This window comes from Variovorax sp. GW821-FHT09B05 (genome assembly GCF_059418265.1).
In genome coordinates, this window is the sequence record NZ_JBWKPN010000020.1 from 124471 (window position 1) to 144637 (window position 20167).

Here is a 20167-nt window from a genome sequence, read left to right on the forward strand (position 1 = left end):
ATCGCGCCATGACCCGCAAAGAAGCCACCACCGACTACCCGATGACGATCTACCACAAGCCCAACTGCAGCACCTCGCGCAACGTGCTGTCGTTGATCCGCGAAAGCGGCGTGGAGCCCGAGATCGTCGAGTACCTGAAGACGCCGCCGTCGAAGAAGAAGCTGCGCGAGCTCGCCGACGCGATGGGCCTGAAGGCGCGCGAACTGCTGCGCACCAAGGAAGAACCGTACGCCGCGCTGAATCTCGATGACCCGAAGTGGAGCGACGACCAGATCCTCGGCTTCATCGTCGAGCATCCGATCCTGCTGCAGCGCCCGATCGTGGTGTCGCCGCGCGCCACGCTGATGTGCCGGCCCTGGGAGCGGGTGCGCGAGATCCTTCCTGCCGCCTAAGGGCTGTCCGATTCGCGCAGTGTCCAGCCGTTGCCGCTGGACGCCAGGCGATGGGTCGGCGCGAGCGCGTCGAGGAAGCGCGCATCGTGCGAGGCTACGACGAGCACGCCCGGAAAACCTTTGAGCGCCTGCTCGAGCGCCAGCACCGAGGCGATGTCGAGATGGTTCGTGGGCTCGTCGAGCAACAGCATCTCGGCCGGAGCGCCGCTCCACAGCGCGCAGGCCAGCGCGGCCTTGAGTCGCTCGCCGCCGCTCAGTTGCGCCAGCGGCCGCAGCACTTCGGCCGCACCGAGCCCCAGCAGCGCGAGCCGAGTGCGCAGCTCGCCTTCGGGCAGCGGCGAATGCAGCGCATCGAGCTGCTGCAGCAATGACCTGTCGAGCGACATCGCGGCGCCGCCGTCCTGATCGAGCCATGCCGAGCGCAGCGGTGCGTCGCAAAGCCCGGCGATCGGCGCCTGCTGTCCCGCGAGCATGCGCAGCAGGCTGGTCTTGCCGCAGCCGTTGGGGCCGACGAGGCCGATGCGCACGGGGCCATGCAGGCACAGGTCCAGCGGCTTCGCGCCGGCCGGCTGCGCGGGCACCGCGCCCTCGAGCCACAGCACGCGGCGCCCGGCGGGAACCACCGAGCCCGGCAATGCGAGCGCGATGGCCGACGGCGGTGCCACGCCGGCGGCCGCCTCGCGCACCGCGGCATCGAGCGCCGCGCGACTCTCGCGCTGCCGCTCGTGCTCGCGGCCCGCGTAGGCTTCGGCATTGCCCTTGAGGCGGCCCAGGTAGAGCCCGCCTAGATTGGCATCGCGCGCCCAGGCCGCGCCGCGTGCGCTGCGCCGCTGCTGCGCGTCGTGCTGACGGCGCAGTTCGCGCAAGGCGGCGTCGCGCTCGTTGCGCGCATGCGCGAGCCGGGCCTGCGCGGCATCGGCCTCGCGCTCGCGCCAGTCGCTGTAGGCCTGCCATCCGCCAGTGCAGCCGCGCAGGCCGCCGGCCGGCGTGATCTCGACGATGCGGTCCATGCCCTCGAGCAGTTCGCGGTCGTGGCTCGCGACCACCACCACGCCGCGCCAGGCCGCGAGCAACTCGCGCAGCCAGCGCCGCGCATCGGCATCGAGATGGTTGCTGGGCTCGTCGAGCAGCAGCGCATCGGCGCCCGAGAGAAAGGCGCCGGCCAGTGCGACGCGGGTGCGCTCGCCGCCGCTCAGGCTGTCGGCGCGGCGGTCGATGGCGAAGGGCAGGCCCGCGTCGGCGAGCGCGGCCGCGAAGCGCGCGGGCAGGTCCCAGCAGCCCTCGGCATCATCGAAGTCGGCGGGCGTGCCCTGCCCGGCCTCGATGCGCGCGAGCGCGGCGAAAGGGCGTGCGAGGCCCGCGAGCACGGCCAGGTCCGCATCCGGCGCGGCGCCGGCGTTCTGCGCCACGTGCACACGGCGCGAGGGCCGCACGATCGCGCCCGCGGTGGGTTCGCGCCGGCCCGCGAGCAGGTCGAGCAGCATCGACTTGCCGGCGCCATTGCGCCCGACCAGCCCGATGCGCCCGGGCTGGAAGGTCTCGCGGAGATCGTCGAACAGCAGGGTCCCGCCCGGCAGCGCGAAGCTGGCGTGGCGCAGCTCGAAGCCGGCGGTGGCGGAAAGAGAAAAGGAAGCGTCCGGCCCTGAACCCGGGCGCGGTGCGTGCGTGCGATGAGCCATGCAGGCCCTCCGATGAATCGTTGGCAAGGCGATGCACGGTGGTCATGCATCGCGGCGATCAAGGAAGGCTCAAAGGCGCATTTCGGGGGGACGCTCCGGAAAAAACGAAAGGGCCGTGAAAGGCCCCGGGCCGGTTTGGAGGCGGACCTCGCGCGAAGGTTCCGCGACTTTTCTCTTCTTCAGCGCCGCAGCAGCGCCGGCAGCGCCGAAGCCAGCATCGCCACGCCCGAGGCCGTCAGCAGGCTCAGCACGATCTTGCGGAAGGTGGCCTCGCTGATGCCGATGTACAGCCGCGCGCCGAGCCGCACCGGCACGAACACGGCCACCGCGACCAGGCCCAGCAGCGGGATGGTCGACAAGGCAACGCCGCCGCGCGCCACGTGCAGCGAGAAGGCCACCACCAGCATCGTGAGGTTGAAGTTCTGGATCACCGCGCGCTGGGTGTCGCGCTCGAAGCCGCGCAGGGTGCACCACAGCGTGGGCACCACGCCCGAGAAGCCGCCGATCCCGGCCATCGCGCCGCCGATGGCACCGGCCACGCCGTCGGCCACCCGGCCGCCGAAGCGCACGCGCGGCAGCCGCTGCGACATCAGCATCGCGGGGCACCACAGCACCAGCACCACGCCGAGGCAGACCTTGAACAGCTCGACATCGAGGTGCGGCAGCAGCCAGACGCCGAAGGGAATGCCCGCGAGGCCGCCGGCGACGAAGGGCCACAGCAGGTGGCGGTCGAAGCGGCGGCGCACGCTGAAGGCGGTGATCAGCTGCCCGGTCATGCCGCCGAACAGCGCGAGGATGGCCGCGAGCTGCGGGTCGAGGGTCCAGGCCCAGACCGACATCGCCACCATGCTGAACGCAAAGCCGGACAGGCCCTGCACGAATCCCGCCAGCACCGCGCCGACGATCACATAGAGATACAAGGCCTGCATGCGGCCGATGATATCGGCCGCCCCCTGCGAGCGCAGGGACTCAGGCCGAGGCCGGCACCAGCGCCGTGCGGCGCACGCGCGTCACGTTGAAGGCGCTCGCGATCAGCACGCCCTGCACCAGCGCCAGGCCCACGATCACGGCCACGTACTGGCCATGGTCCATCAGGCGGCCGAAGATCAGCGGCGCCACGGCCTGCCCGATGTCGAGGCCGGCATAGACCACGCCATAGACGCGGCCGGTGGCATTGGGCGGCGTCGAGCGCTTGACCAGCAGGTCGCGCGAGGGACCGGCCACGCCCGAGACGAAGCCCATGGCGCCGAACAGCACCGGCACCACCAGCGGCGGGAAGTCGGCGAAGGCCAGCACCAGCGCCAGCGCGGCGGCGATGCCGAAGCCCAGGCCCACGATGCGCTCGCAGCGCGAGGGATCGGAGGCCAGGAAGCCGCCCGCCACCATGCCGGCCGAGCTCGCCACCATGTAGACCGTGAGGCACACCGCCACGATGCCGACCGGCACCGCGTGCAGGTGGCCGGCCGCGACCGGCGCGAAGGTCTGGACCACGCTGATCACGGCCGCATAGAAGAAGAAGAAACCGAAGCACATCCACACGGCCGGGATGCGCAGGAAATCGAACTGCCCGCCCACCGCGGCCTCGCCCTGGCCGGTGGCCTTGTGCACGGCCTTCACGTCGAGGTCGAGCACGCGACGGTAGACCCACAGCACCAGCAGCACCACGATCGCGAGCACGCCGGCCGAGGCCAGCGCCACACGCCACGAGGTGGCGATGGCGATCGGCACCACGAAGGCCGGTGCCAGCGCCCAGCCCAGGCTGCCGGTAATGCCGTGCACGCTGTAGGCATGGCCCAGCCGCGTGGGCGCGACCTTGCGGTTGAACAGCGTGTAGTCGACCGGGTGGAACACGCCGTTGCCGATGCCGCCGACCACGGCGCACAGCAGCAGCATCCAGTAGCTCTGCGCCAGCGCGTAGCCGAAGGCGGCCAGGCCCAGCGCGCCCAGCCCGACGAACAGCACCGGCCGCGGGCCCAGCTTGTCGACGATGAAGCCCGAGGCGGCCTGCACGATGCAAGAGACCACGAAGAACACCGTCAGCACCGCGCCCAGCTCGGTGTAGCTCACGCCGAAGGCGTCCTTGAGCCAGGGGAACAGCGGCGCCAGGATCAGCTGGCTGAAGTGGCTGATCGCATGCGCCAGCCCGACCAGGCCGATCAGTTGGGCGTCGTTGCGCAGGGTGGTCGGAGGGGTGGCGTTGGGAGTGGTCGAGGCGGAGGAAGACATGGATTGCTACAAAAAACCGGGGCAAGCCCCGATGCTATGTCCGGGCTCGACGGCAGAATGGCGATACCGCGACAACATTTGTCGAAACCATGCCAAGCGAGCCCCCCACCCCTGCGGACGGCGTTCCGCGACCCGACAAGCCGCGCGCGGCCCCGGTGCCCGCGCCGGTCACCAGCGTGGCCTCGCTCACGCCGCACCTGTACGCGCCCGACGCGGTGCGGCCGCTGCGCGCCAAGGAACACTTCCTGAGCGCCGACACCTTCGTCGAGCTGCACCAGCATCCGTGGCCGCAGCTCACCTTCTCGACCCGCGGCGTGATCCGCCTCAACACCCAGGACGGCAGCTACATCGTGCCGCCCTCGCGCGCGGTCTGGGTGCCGGCCGACATGCCGCACAGCATCATGCTGATCGAGGACGCCGAGCTGCGCACCATCTACCTGCATGCCTGGCTGGGCCCGGCCTGGGAGAAATGCGAGGTGCTCGAGATCAGCCCGCTGCTGCGCGCGCTGATGCTGGCGCTGGACACCACGCCCGACGGCCTGCCGCCCACCGACGCGCATGCGCCGCAGCGCGAACGCATGATCGCGCCGCTCCTGGTCGACGAGCTCGAGCGCGCCACGCAGATCCGCATCGACGTGCCGCTGCCCGCCGACAAGCGGCTGCGCCAGCTCTGCGAGGCGCTGCTGCGCAACCCGGCCGACCGCGCCACCCTGGCCGAGCGCGCCGCCAGCATCGGCGCCAGCGAACGCACGGTGGCGCGCATGTTCCGCGACCAGCTCGGCATGAGCTGGCAGCAGTGGCGCCAGCAGGCGGTGATGGCGCATGCACTGCCGCTGCTGGCGCGCGGCATGGCCGTGAGCCAGGTGGCGGCCGCCAGCGGCTATGCCACCGACAGCGCCTTCTGCGCCATGTTCAAGGCCGCCACCGGGCGTTCGCCGACCTCGTTCCAGCACCGCAAGCGCGGTCCCTCGTCCGCGCACGCCTGAGGTGCTTTGCGGCGCCCGGTCATGGGGCTCTGGCAAGATCGGCCGCCAGCCCGCCATGAACCGACCGCTCCCCCTGCCCCTGCCCGCCGCACCGGCCACGCCCACCTGGGGCGCCGAGATCGGGCGCCGCGTGCGCAGCCTGTTCCTGCTGAAGGCGGTCGGCACCACGGTCTTCACCTGGCTGTTCTTCATCGGCTACTTCCACCTGCTGCGCAACCCGGCCTTTCCGGTCACGGTGATGCCGCTGACCGCGCTCGACGCGCTGGTCCCGTTCCAGCCGCACTTCCTGGGCGCCTACCTGTCGCTGTGGCTCTACGTGGGCGTGGCGCCCGGGCTGCAGCCGAACTTCCGCGAGCTGCTGGTCTACGGCTTCTGGGTCGGCGGGCTGTGCCTCACGGGGCTGGGCCTGTTCTACCTGTGGCCGACGCAGATACCTCCTCTGGCCATCGACGTTTCGGGCTACCCGGGCTTCGAGATGCTGCAGGGCGTGGACGCGGCCGGCAACGCCTGCCCGTCGATGCACGTGGCGGTGGCGATCTTCACCGCGGTACGGCTCGAGCACGTGCTGCGCGAAGCCCGCACGCCGCTGTGGCCGCGGCTCTTGAACTGGCTCTGGTTCGCGGCCATCGCCTGGTCGACGCTGGCGGTCAAGCAGCACGTGGCGCTCGATGCACTGGCCGGCGCGCTGCTCGGGCTGGCCTTCGCGCTGCCCTCGCTGCGCTGGCGTCCGGGTTACCGAGCACGCTGACTCCCCCTTCCGGCCGGCATGTCCCTGCGGTGGGAGCGGATATCATTGGCGCTCACCGACCCTAGACATACGCCGAGCGAGGAAGGGATCGATTGCAATCGATCAGCGGCTGGCAAGAGAGACCACAGGCATCGCACGATGAGTTCGCTGAAGGAATTGCAGGACCTGATCCAAGAGAAGTACGGCATCGAACCGTCGACCCTCGACCCCCATGCCTCCATGCGGGAGAAAGGCGGCCTCGATTCGCTGGCGCTGGCCGAATTCCTGTTCGCCATCGAAGACCACTTCGGCATCACCATGCCCGACGAGGACGCCAACATCGACACGCTGGCCGAACTGGCCGTGCTGGTCGACAAGGTCCGCGCCGCCAAGCCAGCGTGAACACGCCCTCGGAGGTCGCCGTCACCGGGCTGGGCGTCGTCGCCCCGCACGGCGACCATCCCGACACCTTGTTCGAGGCCCTGCTGCAGGGCCGCTCGGCCATCGCGCCGGTGTTTCCCGAACTCCCCAAGCCGGCCGCCGCCGCCACCGTCGCCTTCGACGAGAGCCGCTGGTTCACCAAGCTGCAGCTCGCGGGCGTCGACCGCGTGAGCCAGCTCGCGGTGGCCGCCGCCGACCTCGCGATGCGCGATGCCGGCATTCCCGCCCTCGCCGACAGCGGCCTCGATGCCGAGCGCGTGGGCGTCTACGGCGGCTGCGGCATGGGCGGCGCGGCGGCGCTCGAGGCCGCCTACCGCGGCAACGGCCGCGTGTCGCCGCTGACCATTCCGGCCTTCATGCCCAATGCGCCGGCGGCCCACGTGTCGATGCGCCAGGGCGTGCAGGGCCCGGTGCTCACCTACTCGGTGGCCTGCGCCTCGTCGTCGGTGGCGATCGCCGAGGCCGCCAAGGCGATCCAGCGCGGCGAGGTCGATCTGGCCATCGCGGGCGGCAGCGAAGCGCTGATCGTGCCCGGCGTGGTGCTGGCCTGGCAGGCCATGATGACGCTGGCCGGCTTCCAGCCCGGCGAGGCGGCGCAGGCCGTCAAGCCCTTCGCGGCTGACCGCAGCGGCTTCGCGCTCGGCGAGGGAGCGGCCTTCGTGGTGCTCGAATCGGCCGAGCGCGCACGCCGGCGCGGCGCGCGCATCCATGCGCTGCTCGCCGGCTGGGGCCTGAGCAGCGATGCCACCCATCTCACCAAGCCCGACGCGCCCGGCCAGGCGCGCGCATTGCGCTCGGCCCTGCGCCAGGCCGGCCTGGCGCCGCGCGACGTGGGCTACTGCAACGCGCACGGCACCGCCACCCGCATCGGCGACGCGGTGGAGCGCAATGCGCTGGCCGCGGTCTGGGGCGACGATCTCGACGGCCTGCGCACCAGCTCGACCAAGGCGCTGCACGGCCACCTGCTCGGCGGCGCCGGCGCGCTCGAGGCGGTCATCACCATCCTCGCGCTGCGCGAACGCCGGCTGCCGCCCAACGTGAACGGCGGCCAGGCCGATCCCGACTGCGCGCTGAACCTCGTGGCCGCCGGCGACGCCGACGCGCCCGCGCTCGAGGCGGCGATCAGCAACTCCTTCGCCTTCGGCGGCACGAACTCGGTGCTGCTGTTCCGCCGCGCCTGAATCGCGCCGGCCTCAGGCGGTCGGCAGCTCGCAGACCCAGTCGATGAAGGCCTGCACCAGCGGATCGGCCGCACGCTGCGGCGGCACGAACACGCTGTAGCCGCGGCGCGAGGGCGCCTCGTGCTCGCAGGCCAGCGCCAGTTCGCCCGAGCGCAGCGCGCGCTCGACGTAGTAGCGCGGCACCAGCCCCACGCCGAGGTCGGCCCGCACCGCCTCGACCAGCATCGAGAACAGGTCGAAGCGATGGCCGGCGATCAGGTTCTCGGGCGGCTGCATCGCGGCGGGCGCCTGCGCGAACCACTCCTCCCAGGCACCGAGCCGGCTGCGCAGTTGCAAGAGCGGCGCCGCGCGGAAATCGCCGCGCGCCATCTCGGCGCGGCCGCGGGCACCGGGCGCGCACACCGCCACGCAGGCCTCGGCCATCAGCGGCTGCGTGTGGGCGCCGGGCCAGACCGCATCGTCGTACTGCACGCCGACGTCGAAGGGCAGGTCCTCCATGTAGCGCAGCGTCGGGAAGACCTGCAGGTGCAGGCTGCAGCCGGGCTGCAGCGCCGTGAAGCCGGGCAGCCGCGGCAGCAGCCAGCCCTCGGCCAGCACCGGCACCGCGCCCACGATCAGCCGCAGGCCGTCGGTGCGCCGCGCCATCGCCTCGAGCGTGTGGTCCTGCAGCCGGATCAGGTCGCCCGAGATCTGGCCGTGGTAGCGCCGGCCGGCCTCGGTCAGCGTGGTGCCGCGCGCGGAACGCTGCACCAGCCGCACGCCGATCTGGCTTTCGAGCAGCCGCAGCTGCTGGCTCACGGCGCTGTGCGTGAGGCACAGCTCCTCGGCGGCGCGGCTCACGCCGTGCTGGCGCGCGACCGCGTCGAAGACCAGCAGCGCGCGCGTGCTCGGGATGTGACGTCGCATGGTGTTTGTTAGAAAAACTGACGGAGTCGAAGATTAAATCCCAGCACGACAGCCGACTGAAAGGAAGAATCGCCGACGCTTCGTCCTCGGCGAACCGGTGATGCCGTCGTCGAGGCTTCGAATCCCTCCGGCTCCGTCGAACGACGGTTTTTCTTTCAACAGGATCCCTCACTCCCGGACTACCGCATGCCCCGTCTCGCGCCCTCTTCCCTCCGCCTCGCCCCGCTCGCCCTCGCCCTCGCGGTGTTCGGCACCGCCCCGCTCGCCCATGCGCAGAGCGCGGCGGTGGCGCCCACGCCGGCCCAGGTGAGCCCGGAGGTCGAGAAGGCCTACACGCAACTGATGGCCGCGCCCACGGTCCAGAAGCTGCTCGACGCGGTGAAGGCCGACCACGAGCGCTCGGTGGAAGACCTGAAGCTGCTGACCGAGATCGAGGCGCCGCCGTTCAAGGAACAGAAGCGTGCCGAGGCCTTCCTCGCGCGCATGAAGGCGCTGGGCCTGACCGACGCGAAGATCGATGCCGAAGGCAATGTGGTCGGCCTGCGCAAGGGCACGGGCAATGGTCCGAAGCTGCTGATCTCGGCCCATCTCGACACCGTGTTTCCGGCCGGCACCGACGTGAAGGTGAAGGAGCGCGAGGGCAAGCTGTTCGCCCCGGGCATCTCCGACGACACGCGCGGCCTGTCGGTGCTGCTGTCCTGGCTCAAGGTGCTCAACGACAACAAGATCCAGACCCGCGGCGACCTGCTGTTCGTCGGCAATGTCGGCGAGGAGGAACTCGGCAACCTGCGCGGCATGAAGGCGATCTTCCGCGACCACCTCGACATCGACGGCATGGTCGGCCTCGAACCCTCGCCCGATGGCAACGTGCTGGTGCTGGGCACCGCGAGCCATCGCTACGAGGTGAACTTCAAGGGCCCGGGCGGCCACAGCTTCGGCGCCTTCGGCCAGGTGCCCAGCGCGATCCACGGCATGGGCCGCGCCATCGCCAAGATCGCCGAGGTGCGCACGCCGAGCTTCCCCAAGACCACCTTCACGGTCGGCACGGTCGGCGGGGGCACCTCGGTCAACACCATCGCGCCCGATGCGCGCATGGCGATCGACATCCGCTCGGACGACATGGCCTCGCTGCTCGAGGCCGAGAAGAAGATCCTCGCCACGCTCGACGAAGCCGTGGCCGAGGAGAACAAGCGCTGGAACGTGAACACGCTGAGCGTGAGCACCAAGCTGATCGGCGACCGGCCCGGCGGCCGCACCCCACCGGATTCGGTGATCGTCGAGGCCGCCACGCGCGCCAACGCGGCCTTCGGCCACAAGACCTTGCTGCGCGGCGGCAGCACCGATGCCAACGTGCCGATCTCGCTGGGCATCCCCGCGATCATCATCGGCGGCGGCGGCAAGACCGGCGGCTTCCACGCGCTCAGCGAGTGGATCGACGTGACCGACGGCTGGAAGGGCGCGCAGAACTCGCTGGTGACCGTGCTCGGCCTGGTCGGCGTCGCGGGCGTGAGCGAACCGCTGCTGCCCAAGCGCCCGGCGCGCACGCGCTGAGCCGGTCCGCGCGGCGACCTCCTTTCGCCACCGGGGCGGCGTATGCTGTGCCCGCATATCCATTCGCACCAAGGAGGTCGCCATGAAGTTCCGTTCCACCCTGATCGCGCTCGCCCTGCTCGCGGCCGGCGTCTCGGCCAGCGCCGAATCGAAGCTGCTCGACCAGCTCAAGAACCAGATGGGCGGCGGCGGCGCGGCAACCAGCGCCGGCAACAGCGGCAGCAGCGGCGCCGGCGGCCTGGCCGAGAACCTCGGCTTCTCGATGCCCGCGATCGGCAGCAACACGGTCGGCAACGCGGCCGGCGTGCTGCAGTACTGCATCAAGAACAACTACCTGGGCGGCGGCGACGCGGCCTCGGTCAAGGACAAGCTGCTGGCCAAGATCACCGGCCAGAAGCAGCAGCAGAGCGGCTTCGCGAGCGGCGCCAAGGGCCTGCTCAAGGGTGGCGACGGCCAGACGCTCAACTTCAAGCTGCTGAGCTCGAAGGTCAAGGAGAAGGGCTGCGACTACGTGCTGAAGAACGCCACGAAGCTGCTGTAAGGGCGCGCTGCGCGCCGCGCCCGGGGTAAACCGCGCTGCCCGCGGCGAGGCGGCGCACTAACATCGGGCGGTCGCGGCATTTCCGCCCTCCTCCCTTCGTTTCCCCGCCGCGCCCGCCCACGCCCCGCGTGCGCGACAGCCCGCTTTCCATGACGCCGCCACCCGCCACTTCCGCTTCTTCCTCTTCCTCCCTGCGCCAGCGCCTGGCGCGCTGGGTTCCCTGCCTGGGCTGGCCGCGCCCCTCCGCCGCCCTGCTGCGCGGCGAGGCCATGGCCGGCATCACCGTCGCGCTGATGGTGATCCCGCAGGGCGTGGCCTATGCGGCGCTCGCGGGCATGCCGCTGGTCACCGGCGTCTATGCGGCGCTGTTCCCGGCGCTGATCGCCGTGATGTTCAGTTCCTCGCAGCGGCTGTCGGTCGGTCCGACCGCGCTCACCAGCCTGCTCGTGGGCGCCTCGCTCGCGCCGCTGGCGGTGGCCGGCAGCCCCGAATGGGTGGCGATGGCGGTGTGGCTCACGCTGATGTCGGGCGCGATCCAGATCGTGCTGGGCGCGGGCGGCTTCGGCTGGATGCTGCGGCTGGTGAACTCGCCGGTGCTGATCGGCTTCACGCAGGGCGCGGCGGTGCTGATCGCGATCTCGCAGCTGCCGGCGCTGCTGGGCTTCACCGGGCGCACCATCCCGCAGGTGCTCAGCGGCGACGGCCCGCTGCCCGACCTCACGGCCATCGCCTTCGGCCTCGGCGGCATCGCCGTGCTGTGGCTGGGCAAGCGCTTCGTGCCGCGCTTCCCCACCACCATGGCGCTGGTGGCCGGCGCGGCCGCGCTGAGCTGGGGCATCAGCTATGCGCTGCGCGGCGGCGCGGTGGTCGGCAGCCTGCCCTCGGGCCTGCCCGACTTCTACTGGCCCGGCCTGCTGCCGGCCGGCACCTTCAGCGCGCTGGTGCTGCCGGCGCTGATGATCACGCTGGTGAGCTTCCTCGAGACCGCCTCCAGCGCCAAGGTCGACAACGCGCGCGCCGGCACGCTGTGGAACGAGAACCAGGACCTGATCGGCCAGGGCCTGGCCAAGCTGGCCTCGGGCTTCACCGGCGCCTTTCCCACCAGTTCCTCGTTCTCGCGCTCGGCGATCACGCTCTACGCGGGCGCGCAGACCGGCTGGGCCACGCTGTTCAGCGTGGTGGTGGTGGCCGGCGCACTGCTGTGGCTGATGCCGCTGCTCTATCACGTGCCGCAGGCGGTGCTGGCCTCGGTGGTGGTCACGGCCATCCTCGGGCTGGTCAAGCCATCGAGCTTCACGGCGCTGTGGCGCATCTCGCGGCTCGAGGCCGGCATCGCCATCGGCACCTTCGTGCTCACCATCGCGACCGCGCCCAGCATCTACTGGGGCGTGCTCGGCGGCCTGCTCGCGAGCCTGGCGAACTACATGTACCGCCACCTGCATCCGCGCATCATCGAGGTCGGCCTGCATCCCGACGGCAGCCTGCGCGACCGCCACCTGTGGAAGCTGCCGCCGCTGGCGCCGCACCTGCATGCGCTGCGCATGGACGCCGAGCTCGACTTCGCCTCGGCCTCCACGCTCGAGCGCGCGCTCACGGTGGCGCTCGCCGACCGGCCCGACCTCACCGACGTGTGCCTGTTCGCCCAGCCGATCAACCGCATCGACATCACCGGCGCCGAGGTGTTCGGCTCGATCCGCCGCATGCTCGAGTCGCGCGGCGTGCGGCTGCACCTGAGCGGCCTCAAGCTGCCCGCGATGCAGGTGCTGGAACGCGCCGGCCTGCTGGCGCCGGGGCCGCTCTTGTTCAGCTACCGCACCGACGGCGAGGCGCTGGCGGCGCTGGTGCCGCGCATCGAGGTGCTGGTGCCGGCCGAGGCCGAGGCCCGGGCCGCGCACTGAACGAGCGCCCATGAAGACCACGATCGAGGAACTGCTGGCCTTCCGCACCGTGGTCGACACCGGCTCGATCACGGCCGCGGCCGAGCAGCTGTCGCAGACGGTCTCGGGCGTGAGCCGCGCGCTGAGCCGGCTCGAGCAGAAGCTCGACACCACGCTGCTGCGCCGCACCACCCGGCGGCTCGAGCTGACCGAGGAAGGCGCGGCCTTCCTGCAGCGCACCCGCGGCATCCTCGACGCCATCGACGAAGCCGAGGAACAGATGGCGTCGCGCCGCGGGCAGCCCGCGGGCCGGCTGCGTGTGAATGCCGCCTCGCCCTACATGCTGCATGCGGTGGTGCCGCTGGTGGCCGAGTTCCGCCGCCGCTATCCGCAGATCGAACTCGAGCTCGACACCGACGACCTGCCGATCGACCTGCTCGAACGCCGCACCGACATCGCGATCCGCATCGGCCCGCTGCGCGACTCCACGCTGCATGCGCGCCCGCTGGGCACGCACCGGCTGCGCGTGCTCGCGAGCCCGGCCTACCTCGACGCCCATGGCCGGCCGCGCAAGGTGGAGGAGCTCGCCACGCACGCGCTGCTGGGCTTCACCCAGCCCGAGTCGCTCAACCGCTGGCCGCTGCGCGGCCCGCATGGCGACGAATGGCAGATCGTGCCCAGCCTCGCGGCCTCGAGCGGCGAGACCCTGCGCCAGCTCGCGCTGGCCGGCGTGGGCATGGTATGCCTGTCGGACTTCATGACCGCGGCCGACCGCGCGAGCGGCGCGCTGGTGCAGGTGCTGGCCAGGGACACGGTCGACGTGCGCCAGCCGGTCAACGCGGTCTACTACCGCAACACGCAGCTGTCGGCGCGCATCACCTCGTTCCTGGATTTCCTGGCCGAGCGGCTCGCGGACTGAGCCGCGCCGCGCAGGCTACTGCGCTTATTGCGCCTTGGCGACGAAGGGCTCGACCGCCGCCGAGCGGATCTCGTAGCCGCTCACGCCCATGTCGGCCGAGGCATAGCGCGCCGCGCGCAGGGTGCCGCGCACGTGCACCGTGTCCATCGCATGCAGGCCCTTCACCGTCTCGTGGGCGATCACGCGCACGATCTGGTTGGCCGGCGGCGGCGGCGTGTGGATGCAGGCGCCGAAGTACGGCACCAGCAGGAACTCGCGGATGCCGTCGGGCGAGGCGTCCAGCGGCACCACGAAGCCGGTCAGGCGGCCGTCGACGCCGTCGAGCGCCACGTTCACCGGCGCGTTGTCCCAGACCGCGCGCATCTCGTCGAGCATCTGGATCGCGCGCGGGTCGTTGTCGCGCAGCGATTCGAGACTGATGTTGCGGTAGCGCTGGGTCGGGTCCCAGCTCTTGGGGATCAGCTCCTCCCACTTGAGCTCGGGCGCCACGCCGGCCGCCGCGCTCGCCGGCGCGGAGCGCTCGGGTCCGCATCCGGCCAGCAGCCCCGCGGCCAGCGCCAGCGAGAGGGCGACGGCCCGCGCGGGCCGCCAGTGCATGGGGAAAGCGGTCATGGGCTCGATTGTGCAAGCAGCTCCATGACGCAGGTTTAAGCGGGACTTAACCGGCCCCTCCCCAAAACCGGCCGAACACGACAGAATCGCGCGCACCACGAAACATGAGGAGCAGCACATGGCGGCAACGGTCTGGCTGGGGTTGACTTCGTTGGGGATCGTCCACACGGCGATCAGCCTGGTGGCGTTGGGGGCCGGGGCGATGGCCCTGATCCGCCACAAGGAGATCTCCTGGCGCACCGGCCTCGGCCGGCTCTACGTCTGGACCACGGTGCTGACCTGCCTCACGGGCTTCGGCATCTTCCAGCATGGCGGCTTCGGCCGGCCGCACGTGCTGGGCATCGTGACCCTGCTGGCGCTGGCCATCGGCTTCCAGGCCGGGCGCGGACGGCTCTTCGGGCGCTTCGCGCGCCATGCCGAGCTGGCGGCCTACTCGGCCACCTTCATGTTCCACTGGATTCCGACCTTCACCGAGACGCTGACGCGGCTGCCGCTCGGCGCACCGCTGCTGGCGAGCCCCGATGCGCCCGAACTCAAGGCGATCACCGGCGTGCTGCTGGTGCTCTATGCGGTGGGCCTGACCCTGCAGATCCGGCGGCTGCGCGGCGACACGGCGCCGCTCAGTCCCCCCGGACCGGTCCGCGCAGGCTCTTGACCTGCGAGCGCTGGCTCTTGCCTTCGAGCCGGCGCTGCTTCGAACCGTAGGTGGGCTTGGTGGCGCGCCGCACGCGCGGCACCGTCGCCACGCTGTCGACCAGCGCCTGCAGGCGCGCGATGGCATCGGCGCGGTTCATCTCCTGGCTGCGGTGCTGCTGGGCCTTGAGCACCAGCACGCCCTCCTGCGTGATGCGGCTGTCGCGCAGCGCGAGCAGCCGTTCCTTCAGGTCCTCGGGCAGCGAGCTCGCGCGGATGTCGTAGCGCAGGTGGACCGCGCTCGAGACCTTGTTGACGTTCTGCCCGCCCGCGCCCTGGGCACGGATCGCGCTGAAATCGATCTCGGATTCGTCGACGAGGATGGGGGGACGGTGCTGCACGGGCTGCATTGTGCGCGGTGCGGCGAAGCGGGAAGCCGGAGAGAGCGGTCTGATGAGAGGCATGTCGCGTCGGGCAGACCACCCCGCCCGACGCGCTGCACACACCCGGAGTCCTCTCCTCGAATCACTCGCTCCTCCTCTCCGGGCAGGCAGAAGATTAGCGGGGGCATGGCGTCGGGTCCTCCTCCTTGTGGAGGATGCCGCCACACTCCGGCTTCTGTTCCTCGCCCCGCGATCAGACGCGCTCGAACACCGCGGCGATGCCCTGCCCGCCGCCGATGCACATCGTGACCAGCGCATAGCGGCCCTGCACGCGGTGCAGTTCGGCGATCGCCTTCACCGCGATGATCGCGCCCGTGGCCCCCACCGGGTGGCCCAGCGAGATGCCCGAGCCGTTGGGATTGACCTTGGCCGGGTCGAAGCCCAGCTCCTGGATCACCGCGCAGGCCTGGGCCGCGAAGGCCTCGTTCGACTCGATCACGTCGAAGTCGCTGACCTTGAGGCCGGTGCGCTCGAGCACCTTGCGCGTGGCCGGCACCGGGCCGATGCCCATGTAGGCCGGCTCCACGCCCGCGTGCGCATAGCCCACCAGCCGCGCCAGCGGCTTCAGGCCCTCGGCCTTCGCGCGCGCGCCCTCGGCCAGCACCAGCGCGGCGGCGCCGTCGTTGATGCCCGAGGCATTGCCGGCCGTGACCAGGCCGTCCTTCTTGAAGGCCGGCTTCATCTTGGCGAGCGTCTCCAGCGTGGTGTCGGCGCGCACGTGCTCGTCGGTGTCGAACACCACCACGCCCTTGCGCGTCTTGACCTCGACAGCAACGATCTGCTCCTTGAAGCGGCCCGCGGCGATGGCGGCCGCGGCACGCTGCTGGCTGGCCACGGCCAGTGCATCCTGCTGCTCACGCGTGATGCCGTAGCGCGCGGCGACGTTCTCGGCCGTGATGCCCATGTGGATCTTCTCCCACGGGTCGTGGAGGATGCCGAGCATGTAGTCGACCAGTTGCACGTCGCCCATGCGCGCGCCGTAGCGCGCGGCGGTGTCGAAGTAAGGGCCGCGGCTCATGGATTCGGAGCCGCCGCCGATCGCGATGTCGCAGTCGCCGAGCGCGATCGCCTGCGCCGCCGAGACGATGGCCTGCAGGCCCGAGCCGCAGAGGCGGTTGACGTTGAAGGCCGGCGTCTCGATCGGGCAGCCGGCATCGATGGCGGCGACGCGGCTGAGGTAGGCGTCCTTGGTGTCGGTGGGGATCACGTTGCCCATCACCACGTGGCCGATGGCCGCGGGCGCGACGCCGCTGCGCTCGATCGCGGCCTTGACCGCGGTGGTGGCCAGCTGGGTGTTGGGCACGTCCTTCAGCGAACCGCCGAAGGTGCCGATGGCCGTGCGGGCGCTGCCGACGACGAAGATCTCGCGTGAGGTCATGAACTGCTCCTGGATGAAATGAACGAAAAGGGAAAAGGAAAAGGGATCAGCGGCCTTCGAAGCGTGCCGGCTTCTTCGCGAAGAAGGCGTCGACGCCGCTGCGGAAATCCTGGCTCGCGGCGCAGATCTGGAAGGCCACCGATTCGGCCGCGAGCTGCGCCGGCAGCTCGCGCTCGAAGCTGGCGCGCATCAGCCGCCGCAACTGGCCCAGCGCCACGGTCGGCCCGTTGGCCAGGCGCTGCGCCAGCGCCATCGCCTCGCCGGCCAGCGCATCGGCCGGCAGCACGCGGTTGATGAGGCCGATGCGCTCGGCCTCGGGCGCATCGAGCATGTCGCCGAGCATCGCGATCTCGAGCGCGCGGCGCAGCCCGACCCAGCGCGGCAGCGCCCACGAGGCACCGACGTCGCAGCTCGCGCCGATGTTGACGTAGGCCAGGTTGAAACGCGTGCCCTCGGCCGCGAGCACGAAGTCAGCCTGCAGCATCAGGCTCAGGCCCGCGCCGGCCGCCACGCCGTGCACCTGTGCGACCACCGGCGCGTCGATGGTGGCGAGCACTTCCAGCGCCTCGTGCAGCGGGCCGATCAGCGCGGCCGCGCCGCCCTGCGGATCGGCGCTCAGCAGCGCGAGGTCGCCGCCGGCCATGAAACCCTTGCCCGCGCCGCTCAGGAGCACCGCGCGCACCGAACGGTCGGCCGCGATGGCGCGCACCGCCGCGAGGAAGGCCTGCGCCATCGGCACGTCGATGGCGTTGAGCGCCGCCGGGCGGTTGAAGCGCAGCGTGGCGACCGCGCCTTCGCGGCCGATCTCGAGCGGGGTGTCGGGGGTGGTGGTGTCATTCATCGTTGTCGGCTCCATGGCATGGGAAGTTCAGGCGGCGGTCGCGCGCGGCTTGCGCCGCGCCGGTGCCGCGGGCACCTGCTGCAGCACCCCGTTGAGCAGCAACGCGATCGCCTGGTCGGCGATTTGCTCCGGTGTGAGGTCGCCGTCGCGCCGGTACCAGCGGCCGATCCAGCTCAGCGCGCCGGCCAGCATGAAGGCGGCCATCTTCGGGTCGCAGGGCGCGATCGAGCCCTCGGCGATGCCCTCGTCGATCAGGCGGCGGAACTCGTGGTCGATGCCGGCCTTGAGGCGGCGCAGCTCCTTCTTGAGCGGCTCGGGCAGCGGGTCCTCGCCGATGCGGATCACGCACTTGCCGAACTCCTCGCAAACGATGGCCGAATAGCTGCGCATGCAGGCCATGAGCTGGTCGAGCGCGCGGCCGCCGTTGCGGCGCACCTCGTCGATGCCCTCCTGCATCATGCCCAGCGCGGCGCGCACGCACTCGAGCAGGATGTCGTCCTTGCTCTTCACGTAGTAGTAGAGCGTGGGCTTGGTCACGTGCAGCCGCTCGGCGATGTCGTCGAGCGAGGTGGCATGGAAGCCGCGCTCGTTGAACAGCTGCGCCGCCGTCTGCAGCACGGCCTGGCGCTTGAGTTCGCGCTGCATCGCGCGCTGTGCCGAGGGCACCCAGGGCGATTCGTCGGCGGCCTCGGTGGCAGAGGCCTTGGCGGCGGAGGCACGGCGCTTGGTGAGGGTCATGGGGCGATCCGGGTTTGCGCGCAGGGGTAAGTCCTGATGCCGCGGCGAAGTCGCGTCTGGAAGATCGCGAACGTTACCGAGGAGTAGAAATTCTACGGGCAAGTAGCCCGCGATGCGGATGCCGGAGGAACCCTGAGGCGGCGGCGCATCGCTCACCTGCTCTTTCTCTTCTCGTTCAGAAGCCCGGACACAGGACACGAATCGACGCCATGCACGCCGACACCGAGCGCCCGCGCGCCACCTCGCCCGCCGACGGAAGCGCCGCCGCGCCCGTGCTGCGCGTGGAGGCGCTCACCTTGGCCTTCGGCGGGGTGAAGGCGCTCAGCGGCGTGGGCTTCGACGTGCAACCCGGCTCGATCACCGCGGTGATCGGCCCCAACGGCGCGGGCAAGACCTCGCTGTTCAACACGGTCTCGGGCTTCTACCGGCCGACCGCCGGCCGCGTGGTCTTCGAGGGCGCGGACATCACGCGGTTGCCGGCACCGAAGCGCGCCGCGCTCGGGCTGGCGCGCAGCTTCCAGAACATCGCGCTGTTCCGCGGCATGACGGTGCTCGACAACATCAAGCTCGGCCGCCACGTGCACCTGAAGGCCAACGTGTTCGACGCGCTGTTCTACCTGGGCCGCGCGCGCCGCGAGGAGGCCGAGCTGCGCCGCGACATCGAGGAGCGGATCATCGACTTCCTCGAGATCGACCACATCCGCCATGCCAGCGTGGCCGCCCTGCCCTACGGCCTGCAGAAGCGCGTGGAGATGGCGCGCGCGCTCGCGATGCGCCCCAAGGTGCTGATGCTCGACGAGCCGGTGGCCGGCATGAACCGCGAGGAGACCGAGGACATGGCGCGCTTCATCCTCGACGTGCGTCGCGAATGGGGGATCACGGTGCTGATGGTGGAGCACGACATGGGGATGGTGATGGACCTGTCGGACCACGTGGTGGTGCTCAACTTCGGCCAGGTGATCGCGCAGGGCACGCCGGCGCAGGTGCAGGCCGATCCCGAGGTGGTGCGCGCCTACCTGGGCGCGGGCGACGTGGGCGAGCTGCGGCGCAGGCTGCGCGGCGAGGCGGAGGCCACCGCTACAACGACAACGGCGGTGGCGTGATGGATTGGGCCTACCTGTTCGAGATCGCGCTGACCGGCCTGGCCGGCGGCGGGCTCTATGCGCTCGCGGCGCTGGCCTTCGTGCTGGTCTACAAGGCAACGCGGGTGGTCAACATCGCGATCGGCGAGATGCTGATGATCGGCGCCTACCTGTTCTTCGCCTTCGCCGCGACCTTCTCGCTGCCGATCTGGCTCGCGGTGCTGGGCTCGGTGCTGGGCACGGGGCTGCTGGGCGCGGTGATCGAGCGCACGATGATCCGCCCGCTGCTGGGCGAGCCGCCGATCTCGGCCTTCATGGTGACGGTGGGCCTTGCCTCCGTGCTGGTGGGCCTGGTCGAGATCGTCTGGACCGCCGACCAGCGCCGGCTGCCGGAGTTCATGCCGAGCGCGCCGGTGATGGTGGGCGAAGCCTTCCTCGCGCCCAAGGTGGCCTACGGCGCGCTCGCGGCGCTGGTGCTGATCGTGCTCGTGCTGCTGCTGTTCCGCTTCTGGCGCGGCGGCGTGGCCTTGCGTGCCACGGCGTCGGACCAGGGCGCGGCCTACATGATGGGCATCAACGTGCCGCGCGTGTTCTCACTGGCCTGGATGGCCTCGGCCATGATCGCGGCGGTCGCGGGCATCGTGGTCGGCGCGATCGGCGGCATCTCCTCCTCGATGGGGATCTTCGGTCTCTCGGTGCTGGTGGTGGTGATCGTGGGCGGTCTGGACAGCGTGCTCGGCGCGCTGGTGGGCGGGCTGTTCATCGGGCTGGTGGAGGCGCTGGCCGGGTCCTACCTCGGTGGCGAATACAAGCTGCTCGCGACCTTCGTGGTGCTGGTGATCGTGCTGATGATCCGGCCTTACGGGTTGTTCGGTACGCATGAGATCGAGAGGCTCTGATGATGGTCTTCCCTTTCTCGATACGTACGGGGCGGGCTCGGGGGGGGGGGGGGGGGGGGGGGGGGGGGGGGGGGGGGGGGGGGGGGGGGGGGGGGGGGGGGGGGGGGGGGGGGGG

General features: G+C 71.1%; 21 protein-coding genes. 12 read left to right on the forward strand and 9 right to left on the reverse strand.

The window, feature by feature from the left end; all coding sequences use genetic code 11:
- Positions 1–8 precede the first annotated feature (8 nt).
- On the forward strand, positions 9–392 hold the full coding sequence (gene arsC, locus AC07RM_RS35740; protein ID WP_495337506.1) for an arsenate reductase (glutaredoxin): 384 nt from the start codon (positions 9–11) through the stop codon (positions 390–392).
- Here arsC and AC07RM_RS35745 read toward each other — a convergent pair.
- From AC07RM_RS35745 to AC07RM_RS35755, 3 genes are all read right to left on the reverse strand, one after another.
- Positions 389–2071, reverse strand: a complete 1683-nt coding sequence (locus tag AC07RM_RS35745; protein ID WP_495337507.1) for an ABC-F family ATP-binding cassette domain-containing protein — start codon at positions 2069–2071, stop codon at positions 389–391. The genes arsC and AC07RM_RS35745 overlap by 4 nt on opposite strands.
- Positions 2072–2250: 179 nt before the next feature.
- Complete coding sequence (locus AC07RM_RS35750; RefSeq protein WP_495337508.1) at positions 2251–3000, reverse strand: sulfite exporter TauE/SafE family protein; 750 nt, start codon at positions 2998–3000, stop codon at positions 2251–2253.
- 40 nt (positions 3001–3040) lie between these two features.
- Entirely contained in the window at positions 3041–4297 is a 1257-nt protein-coding gene (locus AC07RM_RS35755; protein ID WP_495337509.1) for an MFS transporter, read from the reverse strand.
- Between the two features lie 89 nt (positions 4298–4386).
- On the opposite strand from AC07RM_RS35755, the gene AC07RM_RS35760 reads away from it, so the two are divergent.
- From AC07RM_RS35760 to AC07RM_RS35775, 4 genes are all read left to right on the forward strand, one after another.
- A complete protein-coding gene (locus tag AC07RM_RS35760; RefSeq protein WP_256222509.1) occupies positions 4387–5283 on the forward strand; it encodes an AraC family transcriptional regulator in 897 nt (298 codons plus the stop codon).
- 55 nt (positions 5284–5338) lie between these two features.
- Positions 5339–6031 carry a phosphatase PAP2 family protein gene (locus AC07RM_RS35765; RefSeq protein ID WP_208511196.1) on the forward strand — a complete coding sequence of 231 codons (693 nt, stop codon included), beginning with the start codon at positions 5339–5341 and terminating at the stop codon, positions 6029–6031.
- Between the two features lie 138 nt (positions 6032–6169).
- On the forward strand, positions 6170–6412 hold the full coding sequence (locus tag AC07RM_RS35770; RefSeq protein ID WP_057597863.1) for an acyl carrier protein: 243 nt from the start codon (positions 6170–6172) through the stop codon (positions 6410–6412).
- On the forward strand, positions 6409–7632 hold the full coding sequence (locus AC07RM_RS35775) for a beta-ketoacyl-[acyl-carrier-protein] synthase family protein (protein ID WP_093342932.1): 1224 nt from the start codon (positions 6409–6411) through the stop codon (positions 7630–7632). Before AC07RM_RS35770 ends, AC07RM_RS35775 begins: the two co-directional genes overlap by 4 nt.
- A gap of 12 nt (positions 7633–7644) precedes the next feature.
- Here the strand turns inward: AC07RM_RS35775 and AC07RM_RS35780 are convergent, their stop codons facing one another.
- The gene (locus tag AC07RM_RS35780) at positions 7645–8538 is read right to left on the reverse strand and encodes a LysR substrate-binding domain-containing protein (protein WP_296781342.1); all 894 of its coding nucleotides are present in this window, start codon (positions 8536–8538) and stop codon (positions 7645–7647) included.
- Between the two features lie 186 nt (positions 8539–8724).
- On the opposite strand from AC07RM_RS35780, the gene AC07RM_RS35785 reads away from it, so the two are divergent.
- From AC07RM_RS35785 to AC07RM_RS35800, 4 genes are all read left to right on the forward strand, one after another.
- Positions 8725–10089, forward strand: coding sequence for a M20/M25/M40 family metallo-hydrolase (locus AC07RM_RS35785; protein WP_495337510.1), 1365 nt, complete (start codon positions 8725–8727; stop codon positions 10087–10089).
- An 82-nt stretch (positions 10090–10171) separates the two neighbouring features.
- The gene (locus tag AC07RM_RS35790; protein ID WP_495337511.1) at positions 10172–10630 is read left to right on the forward strand and encodes a DUF2501 domain-containing protein; all 459 of its coding nucleotides are present in this window, start codon (positions 10172–10174) and stop codon (positions 10628–10630) included.
- A gap of 149 nt (positions 10631–10779) precedes the next feature.
- The gene (locus AC07RM_RS35795; protein ID WP_495337512.1) at positions 10780–12528 is read left to right on the forward strand and encodes a SulP family inorganic anion transporter; all 1749 of its coding nucleotides are present in this window, start codon (positions 10780–10782) and stop codon (positions 12526–12528) included.
- Positions 12529–12538: 10 nt separating this feature from the next.
- Positions 12539–13426, forward strand: coding sequence for a LysR substrate-binding domain-containing protein (locus AC07RM_RS35800; protein ID WP_495337513.1), 888 nt, complete (start codon positions 12539–12541; stop codon positions 13424–13426).
- Between the two features lie 24 nt (positions 13427–13450).
- Here AC07RM_RS35800 and AC07RM_RS35805 read toward each other — a convergent pair whose 3' ends face one another.
- Positions 13451–14038 (reverse strand): DUF3299 domain-containing protein, encoded by a 588-nt coding sequence (locus tag AC07RM_RS35805; RefSeq protein ID WP_495337514.1) that lies wholly within the window; start codon positions 14036–14038, stop codon positions 13451–13453.
- A gap of 118 nt (positions 14039–14156) precedes the next feature.
- Between AC07RM_RS35805 and AC07RM_RS35810 the strand changes: the two genes are divergently transcribed.
- On the forward strand, positions 14157–14693 hold the full coding sequence (locus tag AC07RM_RS35810) for a DUF2306 domain-containing protein (protein ID WP_495337515.1): 537 nt from the start codon (positions 14157–14159) through the stop codon (positions 14691–14693).
- Here the strand turns inward: AC07RM_RS35810 and arfB are convergent.
- The 4 genes from arfB to AC07RM_RS35830 all read right to left on the reverse strand — a co-directional run bounded on the left by arfB (position 14659) and on the right by AC07RM_RS35830 (position 18071).
- The gene (arfB, locus tag AC07RM_RS35815; RefSeq protein ID WP_495337516.1) at positions 14659–15072 is read right to left on the reverse strand and encodes an alternative ribosome rescue aminoacyl-tRNA hydrolase ArfB; all 414 of its coding nucleotides are present in this window, start codon (positions 15070–15072) and stop codon (positions 14659–14661) included. The genes AC07RM_RS35810 and arfB overlap by 35 nt on opposite strands.
- 235 nt (positions 15073–15307) lie before the next feature.
- Positions 15308–16492, reverse strand: coding sequence for an acetyl-CoA C-acyltransferase family protein (locus AC07RM_RS35820; RefSeq protein ID WP_495337517.1), 1185 nt, complete (start codon positions 16490–16492; stop codon positions 15308–15310).
- A gap of 46 nt (positions 16493–16538) precedes the next feature.
- Entirely contained in the window at positions 16539–17333 is a 795-nt protein-coding gene (locus tag AC07RM_RS35825) for an enoyl-CoA hydratase/isomerase family protein (RefSeq protein WP_495337518.1), read from the reverse strand.
- 27 nt (positions 17334–17360) lie between these two features.
- Positions 17361–18071 carry a TetR/AcrR family transcriptional regulator gene (locus AC07RM_RS35830; RefSeq protein WP_495337519.1) on the reverse strand — a complete coding sequence of 237 codons (711 nt, stop codon included), beginning with the start codon at positions 18069–18071 and terminating at the stop codon, positions 17361–17363.
- Between the two features lie 209 nt (positions 18072–18280).
- Between AC07RM_RS35830 and AC07RM_RS35835 the strand changes: the two genes are divergently transcribed.
- Positions 18281–19174: an ABC transporter ATP-binding protein gene (locus tag AC07RM_RS35835; protein ID WP_495337520.1), complete on the forward strand. Its 894-nt coding sequence runs from the start codon at positions 18281–18283 to the stop codon at positions 19172–19174.
- A complete protein-coding gene (locus AC07RM_RS35840) occupies positions 19174–20052 on the forward strand; it encodes a branched-chain amino acid ABC transporter permease (RefSeq protein WP_495337521.1) in 879 nt (292 codons plus the stop codon). Before AC07RM_RS35835 ends, AC07RM_RS35840 begins: the two co-directional genes overlap by 1 nt.
- Positions 20053–20167 lie beyond the last annotated feature (115 nt).